Source organism: Mameliella sp. AT18 (genome assembly GCF_028807275.1).
GTDB classification, from domain to species: Bacteria; Pseudomonadota; Alphaproteobacteria; order Rhodobacterales; family Rhodobacteraceae; genus Antarctobacter; species Antarctobacter albus.
Genome location: NZ_JARAMO010000033.1, coordinates 15,463 through 30,350 on the forward strand (window position 1 = coordinate 15,463; position 14,888 = coordinate 30,350).

General features: G+C 63.7%; 14 protein-coding genes. 8 read left to right on the forward strand and 6 right to left on the reverse strand.

The features are described from left to right. Positions 1-7: 7 nt before the first annotated feature. Together PVW46_RS04165 and PVW46_RS04170 are read right to left on the reverse strand one after the other, a co-directional pair. Positions 8-961: a TRAP transporter small permease subunit gene (locus tag PVW46_RS04165; protein WP_069208924.1), complete on the reverse strand. Its 954-nt coding sequence runs from the start codon at positions 959-961 to the stop codon at positions 8-10. Between the two features lie 155 nt (positions 962-1,116). After that, entirely contained in the window at positions 1,117-2,199 is a 1,083-nt protein-coding gene (locus PVW46_RS04170) for a TRAP transporter substrate-binding protein (RefSeq protein WP_043138754.1), read from the reverse strand. Positions 2,200-2,440: 241 nt separating this feature from the next. On the opposite strand from PVW46_RS04170, the gene PVW46_RS04175 reads away from it, so the two are divergent. Both PVW46_RS04175 and PVW46_RS04180 read left to right on the forward strand, forming a co-directional pair. Beyond that, positions 2,441-3,850, forward strand: coding sequence for a cache domain-containing protein (locus PVW46_RS04175; protein ID WP_043138751.1), 1,410 nt, complete (start codon positions 2,441-2,443; stop codon positions 3,848-3,850). Next, the gene (locus tag PVW46_RS04180; protein ID WP_043138750.1) at positions 3,847-4,491 is read left to right on the forward strand and encodes a response regulator transcription factor; all 645 of its coding nucleotides are present in this window, start codon (positions 3,847-3,849) and stop codon (positions 4,489-4,491) included. The genes PVW46_RS04175 and PVW46_RS04180 overlap by 4 nt, the downstream gene beginning before the upstream one ends. Before the next feature lie 18 nt (positions 4,492-4,509). Here the strand turns inward: PVW46_RS04180 and PVW46_RS04185 are convergent, their stop codons facing one another. Then, a complete protein-coding gene (locus PVW46_RS04185) occupies positions 4,510-4,719 on the reverse strand; it encodes a hypothetical protein (RefSeq protein WP_043138747.1) in 210 nt (69 codons plus the stop codon). Between the two features lie 481 nt (positions 4,720-5,200). On the opposite strand from PVW46_RS04185, the gene PVW46_RS04190 reads away from it, so the two are divergent. Together PVW46_RS04190 and PVW46_RS04195 are read left to right on the forward strand one after the other, a co-directional pair. Then, positions 5,201-6,955, forward strand: a complete 1,755-nt coding sequence (locus PVW46_RS04190) for an acetolactate synthase 3 large subunit (RefSeq protein WP_043138742.1) — start codon at positions 5,201-5,203, stop codon at positions 6,953-6,955. A gap of 205 nt (positions 6,956-7,160) precedes the next feature. Further along, the gene (locus PVW46_RS04195; protein ID WP_083242234.1) at positions 7,161-8,141 is read left to right on the forward strand and encodes an acyltransferase family protein; all 981 of its coding nucleotides are present in this window, start codon (positions 7,161-7,163) and stop codon (positions 8,139-8,141) included. Between the two features lie 12 nt (positions 8,142-8,153). Here the strand turns inward: PVW46_RS04195 and PVW46_RS04200 are convergent, their stop codons facing one another. Further along, positions 8,154-10,193 (reverse strand): hybrid sensor histidine kinase/response regulator, encoded by a 2,040-nt coding sequence (locus PVW46_RS04200; protein ID WP_069208880.1) that lies wholly within the window; start codon positions 10,191-10,193, stop codon positions 8,154-8,156. 192 nt (positions 10,194-10,385) lie between these two features. Here PVW46_RS04200 and ilvN point away from each other — a divergent pair, with 192 nt between their 5' ends. After that, a complete protein-coding gene (ilvN, locus tag PVW46_RS04205; RefSeq protein WP_043138735.1) occupies positions 10,386-10,946 on the forward strand; it encodes an acetolactate synthase small subunit in 561 nt (186 codons plus the stop codon). A gap of 48 nt (positions 10,947-10,994) precedes the next feature. Here ilvN and PVW46_RS04210 read toward each other — a convergent pair whose 3' ends face one another. After that, complete coding sequence (locus tag PVW46_RS04210) at positions 10,995-11,315, reverse strand: hypothetical protein (RefSeq protein WP_069086674.1); 321 nt, start codon at positions 11,313-11,315, stop codon at positions 10,995-10,997. A 286-nt stretch (positions 11,316-11,601) separates the two neighbouring features. Here PVW46_RS04210 and PVW46_RS04215 point away from each other — a divergent pair, with 286 nt between their 5' ends. The 3 genes from PVW46_RS04215 (at position 11,602) to PVW46_RS04225 (ending at position 13,851) form a co-directional block, all read left to right on the forward strand. Continuing rightward, positions 11,602-12,363 carry a helix-turn-helix domain-containing protein gene (locus tag PVW46_RS04215; RefSeq protein WP_043139126.1) on the forward strand — a complete coding sequence of 254 codons (762 nt, stop codon included), beginning with the start codon at positions 11,602-11,604 and terminating at the stop codon, positions 12,361-12,363. 118 nt (positions 12,364-12,481) lie between these two features. Beyond that, positions 12,482-13,642 carry an aromatic ring-hydroxylating oxygenase subunit alpha gene (locus PVW46_RS04220; protein WP_043138730.1) on the forward strand — a complete coding sequence of 387 codons (1,161 nt, stop codon included), beginning with the start codon at positions 12,482-12,484 and terminating at the stop codon, positions 13,640-13,642. After that, positions 13,639-13,851: a hypothetical protein gene (locus PVW46_RS04225; protein WP_172429916.1), complete on the forward strand. Its 213-nt coding sequence runs from the start codon at positions 13,639-13,641 to the stop codon at positions 13,849-13,851. The genes PVW46_RS04220 and PVW46_RS04225 overlap by 4 nt, the downstream gene beginning before the upstream one ends. 43 nt (positions 13,852-13,894) lie before the next feature. Here the strand turns inward: PVW46_RS04225 and PVW46_RS04230 are convergent, their stop codons facing one another. Beyond that, the gene (locus PVW46_RS04230; protein ID WP_069208881.1) at positions 13,895-14,698 is read right to left on the reverse strand and encodes a DUF2189 domain-containing protein; all 804 of its coding nucleotides are present in this window, start codon (positions 14,696-14,698) and stop codon (positions 13,895-13,897) included. Positions 14,699-14,888 lie beyond the last annotated feature (190 nt).

The window sequence follows — 14,888 nt, forward strand, 5'->3', positions numbered from 1 at the left end:
CTGCCTCTCAGAATTCCGCGTGGTCGTAGGGCTCTTCGCCCGCTTCAAGCTGGTCTTGGTCGAGGTATTTTCCCGCCGATTCCTCGCCCTCCTTCCACTCGAGGAACGAGCGGTAGAAGAAGGCCCAGGCCTGGATGAAGATCAGCGCCAGCATGACCGAGACCAGGATCTTGAACAGGAAGTAGGCGTTGAAGCCGTTGGGGCTGAAACCGATGGTCTCGATGTTCCAGCGCACCGCGCGCGCCTTGAGCAGCAGACGGTCCAGCCCGTCCGAGGCCGAGGGTTTGGGCACGATCAGGTGTCGCCACATGAAGAACCAGGCATACATCCAGATCAGCGTCGCGACCGGGATCATGAAGAAAAGCGAGCCGAACATGTCGATCATCCGCTTGACCCGGTGGCTGACCGCCGAATAGACCAGATCGACGCGGACATGCCCGCCCTGCACGAAGGTGTAGGTCAGGCACAGCGCGACAACCATCGCGTTGTAAAGCTTCAGCTCTTCGGCAAACCAGGACACATCGAACTGCACCGGGATGCCGAAGCCGATCGAGATGTCGGGCCGGGCAAAGATCCGTTGCATGAAGACGATCATCACCTGCTGCAGCACCATGATCAGGCCCGCCCAGGCAAAGAAGCGCCCGACGGTATTGGCCAGGCCCTCCAGCACCCGCACGGTGCCCCAGAGGAACCGGTTGCTGTAGAGCCCGGCCAGGAAGATCGCCAGGAAGAAGGTGAAAACCACAAAGAAGAACTCGACCGAGGCGCCGTAGTAGACGAAGCGCATCACCGCTTCCTTGTCTTCGGTCGTGTTCTCCCAGGTCAGCCAGTCCAGCCAGGCCATCGGATGCGATAACGCATAGCCAAGGTTCCAGAAGGCCAGGGCGATGTTTTCCACCACCCAGACCAGGAACCCGCCGATGGCGCCGAAGAACGAGCCCGTCGCGGCCTCTGCTTCCATCATGTCCCCCAAAATATCGGTCCGGCACCCTGGCCGGTATCACCAGGCGCCGCGCCAGTTCCGCGCGGCACAACGGCGGGGTTGGCGAAAACGCCGCCCGCCAATGCCGAAAAGGCCCCCGCGCTGCAAGGGCCTTTCCAGTGATCGGTGCGGGATCAGCCCAGCACGCGGTCGCGCTGCGCGACGTAGGTGCCCGAGGATGTCTTGATCCAGGCCGAGGACGACTTCATCGAGGCCATCGCGCTGTCGTGGATGCGCTTGTACAGGTCGTCGCCCATGTTTTCCGCGTGGACCTCAGCCGAGGCCTTGCCGAAGGCGTCCCAGACGCTGTCGGGGAATTCGCGGATGGTCACGCCCGAGGACTGCAGACGCTGCAGGGCGGCACCGTTGGCGGACAGGAACTGTCCCAGGTTCCACTGGTGCGCTTCGGCAGAGGCGATCTCGACGATCTTCTGGTGCGCCGGCGACAGGCTGTCAAAGACGTCGCGGTTGGTGGCGACCGAAAGGCTTGCGCCCGGCTCGTGGAAACCGGCGGTGTAGTAGATCTTGGTGATCTCCTGGAAACCGGCCTTTTCGTCCGCCCAGGGGCCGATCCACTCGGTGCCGTCGATCGCGCCGGAGGACAGCGCCTGGTAGACTTCGCCGCCGGGGATGTTCTGGACCGATGCGCCCAGCTTGCCCAGGGCCTGGCCGCCGAGGCCCGGCATCCGGAACTTGAGGCCGTTGAAGTCCTCGGGCCCGGTGATTTCGTTGCGGAACCAGCCGCCGGACTGCGCGCCGGTGTTGCCGCCGAGGAAGGACTTGAGGCCGAAGATCTGGCCCAGTTCGTCGTGCAGCTCCATGCCGCCGTCGAAGTAGTACCAGTTCACCTGTTCCTGAGCGGTCAGGCCGAAGGGCACGGCGGTGAAGAAGGCATAGCCCGGGTGCTGACCGACAAAGTAGTAGTCCGCACCGTGGTACATGTCGGCCTGACCGGCGGTCACGGCGTCGAAGACCTCGAACGCGCCGACCAGTTCGCCTGCGGCCTTGAGGTCGACGGTCAGCTGGCCGTCGGTCATCTCGGTGATGATGGTCGCAACACGCTCGGCGGCGTCATGCACACCGGCCAGGCCACGGCTCCAGGTGGTGACCATTGTCAGGGTGCGCTTGCCCTGTGCGTAGGCCGGGGCGGCCAGCGTCGAGGCGGCAGCAGCGCCGGCACCGAGGGTCGAGTTGCGAAGGAAAGAACGACGATCCATTGAAATCCTCCCAGATTTTGTTTCTGCACGGGGCTCCCCACCTCGCGCGGATCGGTTTGAGTGCGGGCACCCTAGGGTCTGATTCTGGAGTTGGGAATACCCAGTGCTACGGAGAGAGGCGGGAAAAACGGCTTGCCCTTGCGGAATGCGGGCAGGTTGCGGACCGCCCTTTCCCCGGGTTTTGCCCCGGAGGCGTGACCGGGGCTTTCCCATTGCCCCGCGCTTGTGGTTTCTTAAGGTCATGTTCGCGCGCTTCCGCCTTACCTACGGGCAAAAGCTCTTTCTGCTGGCCAGCCTGCCGCTGGTGCTGGCGGTTTCGGCCATTGCGCTGCTGGTCGCCCAGCAGGCCCGCAGCCTGGCCGAACGCGAGATCCACGGACTGGAGACGCAGTTGCTGGCCGCCAAGAAGCGAGAATTGCGCAACTACGTCACCCAGGCGCGCAACGGCTTCTACTTTGTCTACGGGTCTGCCGCGCCGGACGACGAAATCGCCAAGACACAGGTGCTGCAGATCCTGGCCGCGATGATCTATGGCGAAGAGGGCTTCTTCTTTGTCTACGACTACGACGGTCAGAACCTCGTCTCGCCCCGGCAGACCGACCTGATCAACACGAACCAGTGGAACCTCACCGACAGCGAGGGCACCTTTGTCGTTCAGGAATTCATCGAGACGGCCCGCCAGGGGGCGGGCTATGTCGATCACCTCTGGCCCAAGCCCTCGACCGGCGAGGAAGGCCGCATGGTGACTTATGTGCTCGGCCTGCAGGACTGGCGTTGGGCTGTGGGCACGGGCGTCTTTATCGACGACGTGCTGGGCAGTGTCGCCGCCTCGCGGGCCGAGGTCGAGGCGCGCGTGCAGCGCAACTTCATCTATATCGGAGCGATCACGCTGGGAGCGCTGCTGTTGGTCTTTGTCTCGGGGCTGGTGCTGAACCTCCGCGAAAGGCGGCTGGCGGATGCCAAGCTGAAACAGCTGACCCAAAGGGTATTGGACGCGCAGGAAGAGGAACGCGGGCGCGTGGCGCGCGAATTGCACGACGGCATCAGCCAGATCCTCGTCGGGGTGAAATACGCGCTCGACATCGCCCGGCGCCGGGTCATGTCCGGCGATCCCCGCGCCGAGGAGACCCTCGCCAAGGGGGCCGACCACCTGGGTCAGGCGATCAACGAAGTGCGCCGGATCAGCCGCGACCTGCGGCCCGGCGTGCTGGACGACCTGGGCCTTGGCCCGGCCATCAAGGCGCTGGCCGAGGAATTCCGTCAGCGCACCGGCATCGAGACAGAGTTCACCACCGTTGTCTTCCGTAACCGGCTGGACCAGGAGGCCAAGATCGCCCTGTTCCGCATCGCGCAGGAGGCGCTGACGAACATCGAACGCCATTCCGGCGCCAGCCATGTCAGCATCGACATTCGGGGCCATCGCGCCGGGGCCACTCTGCGCGTCGCCGACAACGGGACCGGAATGCGCGACACGCCCGGCGCCGCGCGCGGGATCGGGCTGCGCAACATGCAGGAACGCATGGACCAGCTGAACGGAACGCTGCGCGTCTTGTCGTCCCGCGACGGCACGGTTATCGAGGCACAGGTGCCGCTGACCCACCTGCTGCCGCCCGAAGAAAGCGCCGACCCGCAACCGAAAGCCCGCGCATGACCCCTGCCCCCACCCGTGTCGTTGTTGTCGATGATCACCCGATGGTCGCCGAAGGGATCGAGGCGATCCTGGAAAGCTACGACGATGTCGACGTGATCGCCACGCTTTCGGATGGTCAGACCATGATCGACCGTCTGGACAGCCTCTCTCCGGATGTCATCCTGATGGATCTCAACATGCCGGGCCTCGGCGGGCTGTCGGCGACCGAGATGATCCTGGAACGTCGCCCGGCAACGCGCATCCTGATCCTCTCCATGCATGACTCGCCCGAATACATCTCGACCGCGCTCAGCCACGGTGCGCGCGGCTATGTCCTCAAGGACGTCCCGACCGAAGAGATCAAGCGCGCCATAGACGTCGTGATGGTGGGAGAGAAATATCTCTGCCCCGGGGCCGAAGGTGCGCTGGCGCCGCGCGGGCAGGAACGCGAACAGCTGACCAACCGCGAACAGATGGTGCTGCTGCAACTGGCGCAGGGCAAATCGAACAAGGAAGTGGCGGGCGCGCTGGATATTTCCGTGCGTACGGTGGAAACCCACCGCAAGAACATCCGGCGCAAGCTGGGTGTCAGCAGCACCGCGGCTCTGATGCGTTATGCGCTGGAACACGGGGTCTTGCAGGGAACTGGCGCGAACCTCTGAACGCGCCACCCCTTCGGGTCAGAGGTCGACGCCAACCTTTTCGCGGTCGCATTCGTCCCAGAACTGGTAGACCATCGCCGGAATGATCCGTGCCTCCGACAGCTCAGGCCGGGTTTCCGCAACGCGGTTGGAGGGCACGCCGCCAAGCGCCGCCGCAAGGCCCATCAGCACCACAAGCGCCACGGCTTTGCAGATCGTGAAATCGCGGTAAAAAATGTTCTTTTTCATGTCGAGACCCTCGTCTCCTCCTGATGCGCCACCAGCATCGCCGATGACCCGGCTTCGCACAACTCACGTTGCCGCGCGCGATTGTTGCATTTCCTTCAGCAGGACCGCTGAACCGATGCGTTCGGGTTTGCCAGAGGTCTCATCCCGGCGGCAATTCCCGATTTGCGCATATCCGCACAGCATTTTTGCATGGACCGCCATTTGTGCGCTTTTCCGTTTCGGGAAATTTTCGCAAAGTCGATGCCGCCCGGAATGAAATTTGCTTTCTTCCACTTCAACGGTTGACGCCTCTTGCCTCGCGCCATAGTGTCCCCGCGCGATGCAAAGGAGCCTCGGGCATGTCCACGCTAGTGGTAATTGTAGGAACAAGGCGCATGGGCCGGTAATCCGGAACCCTTCCAGGACCCCATGCGCCCCCGACCTGACCCTCGGGGGCTTTTTTGTGCGCAAACGTACAGTGTCGTGAACGGAGAACAATGCGATGACACGTCAGATGACCGGAGCGAAAATGGTGGTTCAGGCCCTCAAGGACCAGGGCGTGGACACGGTATTCGGCTATCCCGGCGGCGCTGTACTACCCATCTATGATGAGGTCTTTCAGCAGAACGACATTCAACACATCCTTGTTCGCCACGAACAGGGCGCGGTCCACGCCGCGGAAGGTTATGCCCGCGCGACCGGCAAGCCCGGTGTCGTTCTCGTCACCTCCGGCCCCGGGGCGACCAATGCCGTCACCGGCCTCACCGATGCCTTGATGGATTCGATCCCGATCGTCGTCCTGACGGGCCAGGTGCCGACCTTCATGATCGGCTCGGACGCCTTCCAGGAGGCCGATACCGTCGGCATCACCCGCCCCTGCACCAAGCACAACTGGCTGGTGAAGGACACCGCGCGGCTGTCGTCGACCATCCACGAGGCCTTTCACGTCGCCACCTCGGGCCGCCCCGGTCCGGTGCTGATCGACATTCCCAAGGACGTTCAATTCGCCAGCGCGCAGTACCAGCCGATCCCGAAAACCTCGGTCAGCCACTACCAGCCGCAGGTCAAGGGCGACATGGAGATGATCGAGGCGCTGGTCGAGGCGATCGAGATGGCCGAGCGCCCGGTGTTCTATACCGGCGGCGGCGTCATCAACTCGGGGCCCGCGGCCAGCCAGCTGTTGCGGGAACTGGTGGATGCCACCGGCTTTCCAATCACCTCGACGCTGATGGGCCTCGGCGCCTACCCGGCCTCTGGCCGTCACTGGCTGGGGATGCTGGGGATGCACGGTCTCTACGAGGCCAACCTGGCGATGCATGGCTGCGACCTGATGATCAACGTGGGCGCGCGGTTCGACGACCGGATCACCGGACGTATCGACGCCTTCAGCCCGAATTCGCACAAGGCGCATATCGACATCGACCCCTCGTCGATCAACAAGGTGATCAAGACCGACATCCCGATCATCGGCGACGTGGGCCATGTCCTTGAAGACGTGCTGAAGGTCTGGAAATCGCGCGGCCGCAAGGTCAACCGAGAGGCGCTGTCGAAATGGTGGTCGCAGATCGAGGAATGGCGCAAGGTCGACTGTCTCAAGTTCAAGCCCTCGGAAAACACGATCAAGCCGCAGCACGCGCTGGCCCGGCTGGAGGCGCTGACCAAGGGCCATGACCGCTACATCTGCACCGAGGTCGGTCAGCACCAGATGTGGGCGGCGCAGTACCTTGGCTTCGAGGACCCCAACCGCTGGATGACCTCCGGCGGCCTGGGCACGATGGGCTACGGCTTCCCGGCCTCTGTCGGTGTTCAGGTGGCGCATCCCGATGCGCTGGTGATCAACGTCGCGGGCGAGGCGTCCTGGTTGATGAACATGCAGGAGATGGGCACCGCGGTTCAGTACCGCCTGCCGGTCAAGCAGTTCATCCTGAACAACGAACGCCTGGGCATGGTGCGCCAGTGGCAGCAACTCCTGCACGGTGAACGCTATTCCCATTCCTGGAGCGAGGCGCTGCCCGATTTCGTCAAGCTGGCCGAAGCCTTTGGCGCCAAGGGGATTCACTGCCAGGATCCCGCCGACCTTGACGACGCGATCATGGAAATGATCGAGTATGACGGGCCGGTGATCATGGATTGCCTTGTCGAGAAGCATGAGAACTGCTTCCCGATGATCCCCTCGGGCGAGCCGCACAACAAGATGCTGCTGGGCGACGCCAAGGCCACCAATGCCATCGCCGGCAAGGGGGCTGTGCTGGTCTGATCCGGTATACGCTGAACCAACAGGAGCGCGTCGGCCTCGGGGCCGGCGCGCTTTTCTTTGCCCGCCCGCCTTACGGTTGCGCCGGAGACATCGTCTTGTTGAAATCCATGACGGACCGCTATCCCGGCGCATTTTCGCCACCATCCCGGCATAACCGGACCAGAATGGCATCGAACCGATCTTCATACCGCGCGGAGGTGACAGGATGAGCGACCCAGCAGGCCGCTTGCACTGGCTGGACCGGGCCAAGGGCGCGGGCATCATCCTCGTGGTTTTCGGCCATGCCTGGCTCGGCGCGCAAGCGGCGGGGGTGCTGGCCCCGGACATGCTGTTCCGCACCGTCGAGACGGTGATCTACAACTTCCACATGCCCCTGTTCTTTCTGCTGTCCGGCGTCACCTTCGAGGCCTCGGCCCGCCGCCGTCCGCTGGTCCGGGGCATGAAGGACAAGGCGATCCGCCTGCTCTGGCCCCTGCTCTTGTGGACCTATGTCTTTGCCGGTTTCCGTTTTCTCGCCGGTGGCGCGGCGAACAATCCGGAGGGGTTGTCCGGCCTGCTGGTTTGGCCCCTGCCGCCGCGCGATCACCTGTGGTTCCTCTGGGCGCTGTTCCTGATCCAGGTGCTCGGTTTGCTTGTCGCGGTGCCGGGAAAGTCACCGCGTCCGGCCTGGCTCTGGCTGGTTCTAGCACTGGGTGCCGGCGGGCTGGTCTCGCTGCCCGGTTTGCCGCTGGGGCCGCTGACGGTGAACGCCGCGCTGCACCTGGGGATCTTTCTGCTGGGCATCTGGCTGGCACGACAACCGCCGCTGCCCTCGGGTCTGCCAGTGGCGCTGAAGGCAATGACGGTTTTCTTGGCGGTGCAACTGGTCAGCTTTGCCCTGCCCGAAACCGTGCTGGGCTTTCAGGTTGTCGCGGCGCTGCTCTCGCTCTGTTTCATCGTCATGATGAATGCCCCGCAGGGCGATGGCGGGCGTCTGGGCCGCGTGCTGGAACGGTTGGGGCAACTCTCGATGCCGATCTACCTGGCACACACGCTGTTCACGGCTGCCACGCGGATCGTCCTGTTCAAGTTCACCACCGATGCCACGGTGCACCTGGTGATGGGCACCCTGGCCGGTCTGATCGGCCCTGTCCTGCTGTATTATGCCTTGCGCCGCATTGCGTCTCCACGGCTCCTCGGGTTCTGAGGGTCATCGACGTCAGCCGGCAACCCTTGTCCCGTCCCCGCCCTCCAGCTGCGTGGCGATGGCCTGCATCAGGGTCGAGCTGCGCACAGGCTTGCTGAGGAACCCATCCATGCCGACAGCCCGGGCCTCTTCGCGGTCCTTCTCGAAGGCGTTGCCGGTCAGCGCGATGATTGGCCGGTGAGGCCACCCCCGCAGCCGGGCGGTCTCGCGGATCATGCGGGTGGCATCCAGCCCGTTCATCACCGGCATCGAAAGATCCATGAGGACAAGATCGAAACGGTCGGGATGAAAAAGCTCGACCGCGGCGCGGCCATCGTCGACAAGCGTGACCGCGGCGCCCCGCCGTTCCAGCAGCTTCTGGGCGACTGCCTGATTGGTGCGGTTATCCTCGGCCACGAGGACGCGAATGCCGTCCAGCCGCATCTGAGCCAAGGCCAGGGGTTCCGACAGCGGTTTGCCAGACGCAACCGCAGGCAAGGGCAGATCCACAACAAAGACCGACCCGACACCCGGATCGGACCGGGCGGAAATTTCTCCGCCCATCGCGTCGATCAACCGTTTGGAGATGGTCAGCCCCAGCCCGGTCCCCTCAAAAGCGCGGTCGCGCCCCTGGTGGACCTGCTCGAACGGGTCGAAAATCGCGGAAAGCCGATCCGCCGGGATGCCGATGCCCGTGTCGGCAACCGCGAAGCGCAAATTGCCACCCGTGGGCGCCGCCCGTGACAAGTGCAGGGACACCTCGCCCGCGACCGTGAACTTGATTGCATTGCCCATCAGGTTCATCAGCACCTGGCGGATGCGCAACGCATCGCCAGCCACGACCCCGGGAACATCCGCATCCACGTTGCAGCGCAGGCCCAGCCCCTTTTGCCCGGCCAATGGCACCAACAGGTGCCGCACTTCCTCGACCAGCGACGCCGGGGCAAAAGGCGCCTGTTCGATTTCCAGGCGACCGGCCTCGACCTTGGAGAAATCGAGGATGTCCGAAATCAGCGAGGTCAGGGCCAGCGCGGCACTGCGTATCGTGGCGACATAGTCGGCCTGCTCGGCACTGAGATCGGTTTCGGTGAGCAGGTCCGCCATGCCGACGATGCCATTCATCGGGGTCCGGATCTCGTGGCTCATGTTGGCGAGAAAGCTGGACTTGGCCTTGTTCGCCACATCCGCCGCATCCCGCGCCGCCCGCAAGGCGGCGTTCTGGTTGCGCAGGTCGGTGATGTCGGTGTGGACCAGTACATGCCCGCCCGAGGGGCGCGGCGTGGCCTGCAGGTAGAAACTGCGCCCCGAATCCGGGATGCGCAGCATCACCTTTTCCCCTGCGCTCAGCATCTCCTGCACTTCGACGTGAAACTGTTTGTCCCCGGTCGCCTTGTTCCAGGCGATCAGCTGGTCGATGTGATCGCGAAACCGCATGCCCACGGTAACGTCGCCGTTGCCCAGCCCGTGCAGGCGCAGGTACGCGGCGTTGACCCGCAGGATGCGGTTTTCCGGATCATCGATCCTTGTGCCGCTGGTGACAAGCAGCCCCTCGCCCATGCCCTCGACGATTTCCGTCAGCAGGCGATTGGTTTCGGTCAGCTCAGCGGCCTTGGCGACAAGACTCTGTTCCAGCGCGGCGGTGCGGCGGTTCAGACCTGCGATCAGGGAATCGGCAACCTCGGCCTTGCGCAGCACATCGCTGATGTTGAGCGTGATGCCGTGATAGCCGGCGAACCGCCCGTCGGCGTCGTGCAGCGGCACGGCACTGTCCATCAGGACCGCCCGGCTGCCGTTGACCAGCACGCGTTCGTAGCTGAGGCTGCGGATTTCCTGGCCCGCGCGCATCACCTGCATCAACCGGTCGATCCCGGCCTGGTCCTGACCCTGTCCCTCTGGCGACAGGATACGCAGGCCAATCAATTCGTCGGCGGTCATGCGCAGGCCCGAATGGCGGATGTTCACGTAGCGCAGCCGGAAATCGGCATCCGCCTGCCACGTCCATGCCGGCATCAGGTGGATCACGTCCGACCAGATCCGGGCGTCTTTTTCCGTGTCGGAGTCCGTGGCGGGCATCAAGGCGGCTTTCCAGTGGGCAACGCGCCCGGGGCGCGGCGGAACCGGCGTAGCGCGAAACGATTGACAGGCCATTAAATGCCGTGGGGACGGCCTTTTGCGCCGCTCTCTTCTGGTCAAAGGCCTCGATCTTGGCTAAACCTTCCGCGGCCCGTCGCCCGGCGGGCCGGCACTCCTCAGAAAGGCCCAGAGATGTCAGCACTCAAGATCAAGAAAGGCTCGAGCAAGCACTCCGCCTACAACCTCCGCCCGAATTTCTCGGACGTGCAGGAGACGCATACCGTCGCCGTGCTTGTAGAGAACGAGCCGGGCGTGCTGGCGCGCGTGATCGGGCTGTTCTCGGGGCGTGGCTACAACATCGACAGCCTGACCGTGGCAGAGGTCGACCATGAAGGTCACCTGAGCCGGATCACCATCGTCACCAGCGGCACTCCGCAAGTGATCGAACAGATAAAGGCACAGCTGGGGCGTATCGTCTCCGTGCGCGACGTGCACGACCTGACGGTCGAAGGCAAATCCGTCGAGCGCGAACTGGCCCTGCTGAAGGTTGCGGGATCGGGGGACAAACGCGTCGAGGCGCTGCGGCTGGCGGATATCTTTCGTGCCAATGTCGTCGACTCGACGCTGGAAAGCTTTGTCTTTCAGCTGACGGGTACGCCCGACAAGATCGACGCCTTTGCCGACCTCATGCGCCCGCTGGGCCTGACCGAGGTCGCGAGAACCGGTGTGGCCGCGCTGGCGCGCGGGGCCTGAAGGTTCAGAGAAGCGTGGCCTGGATCCGCTGGATCCCGGCCCGCCGTTTCAGCTGGCGCGACGCGCCTCCGGAAAGCTGACAACATTGCCCGTGGGCGCGGTTTTGGCCGGGCCGCGGGTTTTCAGTTCATGGACGATGGCCGGGGCAAAGCCCGCATCGACCCGACGCAGGTTGCGCGCCCTGCGAACGTCCCGCTCTTCACGCAGGTCGAACTGGATCAGGTCCCCTGCATCGAGGTCCAAACAGTCGTGCAGGTTCTGCTCCGCTGCCGTGTAATAGGCGAGATTGCCGTGGTCCTCGCACCAGATCACAGCTTTGCTGTCACTGGCATCCGCCCACAATACAACGCCAAACATCTGATCTTGCATTAGTACACCCACTGATGGTCGCCTGTTCAGGGTGAAGGAATCCTTTCCAAGCCGACAGATTATTTTCCGTGTCGCCTCCTTGATTTTTGTGGCGCAAGACGTCACTTTTGGCGCCAATGAGCATCAACACTGACGCTACTTCGCATCAAGGGCCGCCACAGGTTCGGGTCAAAAGGCAAAAATGCTGCACTTCAAAGGCACTACAGGACAGGATCGCGACAACATGGCGGAAAGAATTGCCACAAATTCGACCAAGCGAGGCCCGACGCCGTCCGAACTCCGCAGCATGCTTGGCGCCAACCTGAGACAGCTGTCACAACGCGCCCCATCGATTTCGGCCCTGTGCCGCGAGCTGGGGATCAACCGGACCCAGTACAACCGCTACCTGGCCGGAGAGAGTTTCCCGCGGCCGGACGTACTGCATAGGATCTGTACCTATTTCAACGTCGACGCGCGCATCCTTCTGGAACCCGTCAGCGACATCAGCGGCGGCAATGCCAGCATCTTCAACAACCCCGCGATCTCGGATTTCCTGGGCGGTGCCACCCGGCCTGTCGGGGAAGAGGACTTTCCCAGCGGGTTCTATCGCTTCGCGCGGCGCAGTTTCCTGGACGAGAACATGTTCGTGCGCGGCCTGATCTACGTGTTCCGCAATCGCCAGGGCACCTTTCTCAAGGGGTTCGAAGCCAAGGATGCGATGCGCCAGCAGGGTCTGCCCACCGATCCCGCCACACGAGAATTCCGCGGCGCGGTGATCCCCCAGGAAGACGGCATTGCCGCCCTGGTCAGCCGGCATGGCTCGATCACCTCCTCCTTCAACTACCTTGCGCGCATCCCGTCCTTCGAGAACAACTTCTGGGCCGGCTACGTGACCCGCACGGTCCGCGAGAACGTCGCTGGAAGGCGGGTTGAACGCCTGGTCTACGAGTACCTCGGCAGCAGGATGAAGGATGTCCTGCCCGCGGCGCGCAGCTCGGGCTTCTGCCTTGAATCCGACCTGCTGACCTACCAGCGCAACCTGCTGAAACCCGGCGAACCCTTCGTCTAGAACCCACCGGCGCCATCCAAGGTCGCTTTGATACAATCCGTGTCGGGTTTGTTCGGGACAAGAGCGCATTCTGCAACTAACGCGGAGTCCAATCCACGTCAGCAGAAGGCCTTTCCCTATGACCATTGCCCCGACCGATCTTGACAGCGTCCGCCGTCCCGTCGCCCAGGCCAATGGCCTGCCGAATGCGCATTACATCGACCCGGTCGTCTTCGCCGAAGAGCGCGACGCGCTGCTCTTTTCCCAGTGGGCCGGACTGGCCGTGGCTGCGGACGTGCCGGAGAACGGCGATGCAAAACCGATCACCTTCCTCGGCATGCCGCTCCTGCTGCTGCGGGGCCGCGACGGCGCCGTGCGCGTGTTCCAGAACATCTGCCGCCACCGCGGAATGATCCTGGTCGAGGAAGCCCGCAAGATCGAGGGCGCGATCCGCTGCCCCTACCACTCGTGGTGCTACGGCTCCGATGGTCGCCTCGTCAGCACGCCGCACGTGGGTGGCCCCGGTCACAACACTCACGAGGCGATCGACCGCGCGACGCTTGGCCTGATCGAGGTCCGCAGCCACATCTGGCGCGACGTGGTCTGGATCAACGTCACGGGGGATGCTCCGGCCTTCGAAGAGGCGATGAGCGACGTCATGACCCGCTGGGCGGAGTTCGAACAGCCCGTCTATCACGGCGGCGCCGACAGCACGATCACGCTGGAAGTCCAGACCAACTGGAAACTTGCGGTCGAGAACTACTGCGAGAGCTACCACCTGCCCTGGGTCCACCCCGGCCTGAACTCCTATTCGAGGCTCGAAGACCACTACAACATCGAACAGCCCGGCGCCTATTCCGGCCAGGGCACGCTGGTCTACCGGCAGGTCACAAACGAGAACGGAGAACCCTTCCCCGATTTCGAGGGGATCAGCGACAAGTGGGACACCGCCGCCGAATACATCGCGGTTTATCCCAACGTCCTCTTGGGCGTGCACCGCGACCACGCCTTTGCCATCGTCCTTCTGCCCGAGGGACCGGGCAAGACGGTCGAGAACATCCATCTCTATTATTCCCAGCCCAAGACCGACAGCGGGCTGCGGCAGCGGAACACGCAGCTGTGGAAGACGGTGTTCGAGGAAGACATCTTTGTCGTCGAGGGCATGCAGCGCGGGCGCTACGCCTCGGGCTTTGACGGCGGCCGGTTCTCACCCGCGATGGACAGCCCCACCCACTGTTTCCATGATTGGGTCGCCGCCAAGATACAGACCCACCGCAGCCTGTCGGACGCGGCCGAATGATGGCGCTGGACGATATGCTGCTCGCAGCGCATGCGGCGGATGATCGCCCTGCGCTGGTGGGCCTGTACGCGCAGGCGGCAGAGACGGTGAACGACCTGGATGCCGCCTGTTTCTACCTGACCCATGCCTATGTCTTTGCGCTGGAGCTGGGTGACACGCGCGCCACGGCCCTGCACGCGCGTCTCAAGGCCGAGGGGCGCGAGGCCTGACAACATGGCTGAGAGGGGCTGCCAGGCGCCTCTCAGGCCACCATTAGGCCACCGCATGCGCCTCGGCCTCGTGCCGGGTGCCATAGGCAATCATGTCGTACAGGTGCCAGGTGGCATGCCCCAGCAGCGGCAGCGAGACGAACAGCCCCAGGAACCCGGGCAGCATCGATACCAAGGTGACCGCTGCCACGAAGACGGCCCAGGCGAACATCGGCACCGGGTGCTTCTGGACGTAACTGAAAGAGGTGATCATCCCGGTCACGAAATCGATGTCCCGGTCCAGCAGCATGGGCAGCGACAGCACCGAGATCATGTAGAGCACAACCGAAAAGACCGCGCCGACCCCGGTGCCGACCGCAAGCATCGTCAGCCCATTGGCGGTGAAATAGATGTCCAGCGAGCTGGAGACATTGGTCATCGTGGACAGGCCAAGGAACAGCGCAAAGATCATATGCGCAAGGAAAAACCAGAACAGGAAGATCACCAGTACCACCGCCCCCAGCCAGGGCAACTGCCCGCCGCCAGAACGTTTCACCACGCTCAGGATCTGCATCCAGTCCAGGGGACGGTCCTGCTCGATCCTGCGGCTGACATCGTAAAAGCCTACCGCCGCAAAGGGCGCAACCAGGGGAAAGCCGATGGCCGCGAAGACCAGCCAATAGCTTTGCCCGGTGATCCAGGTGATCCAGGCCATGAACCAGCCACCCAGCACGTAGACAGAGGCGAAGAGCAGGGCATAGCCCGGCGCGCGCCGCAGGTCGCTCCACCCGCGCCGCAGTGCCTCGCGCAGCATTGCCGCGTCGACGGGGCCTAGATCCGGAACACCGGGCTTGGGGGTATCGGGCATCGCTTTCCTCCTACCGAGCCTTTCCTCCGGCATTCAGTAAAGGAGATATGACCCGCGCAGGCAAGAACAGGTTTGGCGCCGACGCCATTGGCACACGCGCAGGCGGACGATTGGACGACCCCACACTCCAGCGCTGCGCCCTCGCCGCGTCAGGCGCGCGGCCCGGCTTCTTTGGTTTGAAAAATACCTC

Excerpts from the sequence above, each read along its gene's own strand:
- PVW46_RS04165 (WP_069208924.1), bottom strand. The coding sequence starts at position 961 with ATGGAAGCAGAGGCCGCGACGGGCTCGTTCTTCGGCGCCATCGGCGGG.
- PVW46_RS04170 (WP_043138754.1), bottom strand. The coding sequence starts at position 2,199 with ATGGATCGTCGTTCTTTCCTTCGCAACTCGACCCTCGGTGCCGGCGCT.
- PVW46_RS04175 (WP_043138751.1), top strand. The coding sequence starts at position 2,441 with ATGTTCGCGCGCTTCCGCCTTACCTACGGGCAAAAGCTCTTTCTGCTG.
- PVW46_RS04180 (WP_043138750.1), top strand. The coding sequence starts at position 3,847 with ATGACCCCTGCCCCCACCCGTGTCGTTGTTGTCGATGATCACCCGATG.
- PVW46_RS04185 (WP_043138747.1), bottom strand. The coding sequence starts at position 4,719 with ATGAAAAAGAACATTTTTTACCGCGATTTCACGATCTGCAAAGCCGTG.
- PVW46_RS04190 (WP_043138742.1), top strand. The coding sequence starts at position 5,201 with ATGACACGTCAGATGACCGGAGCGAAAATGGTGGTTCAGGCCCTCAAG.
- PVW46_RS04195 (WP_083242234.1), top strand. The coding sequence starts at position 7,161 with ATGAGCGACCCAGCAGGCCGCTTGCACTGGCTGGACCGGGCCAAGGGC.
- PVW46_RS04200 (WP_069208880.1), bottom strand. The coding sequence starts at position 10,193 with ATGCCCGCCACGGACTCCGACACGGAAAAAGACGCCCGGATCTGGTCG.
- ilvN (WP_043138735.1), top strand. The coding sequence starts at position 10,386 with ATGTCAGCACTCAAGATCAAGAAAGGCTCGAGCAAGCACTCCGCCTAC.
- PVW46_RS04210 (WP_069086674.1), bottom strand. The coding sequence starts at position 11,315 with ATGCAAGATCAGATGTTTGGCGTTGTATTGTGGGCGGATGCCAGTGAC.
- PVW46_RS04215 (WP_043139126.1), top strand. The coding sequence starts at position 11,602 with ATGCTTGGCGCCAACCTGAGACAGCTGTCACAACGCGCCCCATCGATT.
- PVW46_RS04220 (WP_043138730.1), top strand. The coding sequence starts at position 12,482 with ATGACCATTGCCCCGACCGATCTTGACAGCGTCCGCCGTCCCGTCGCC.
- PVW46_RS04225 (WP_172429916.1), top strand. The coding sequence starts at position 13,639 with ATGATGGCGCTGGACGATATGCTGCTCGCAGCGCATGCGGCGGATGAT.
- PVW46_RS04230 (WP_069208881.1), bottom strand. The coding sequence starts at position 14,698 with ATGCCCGATACCCCCAAGCCCGGTGTTCCGGATCTAGGCCCCGTCGAC.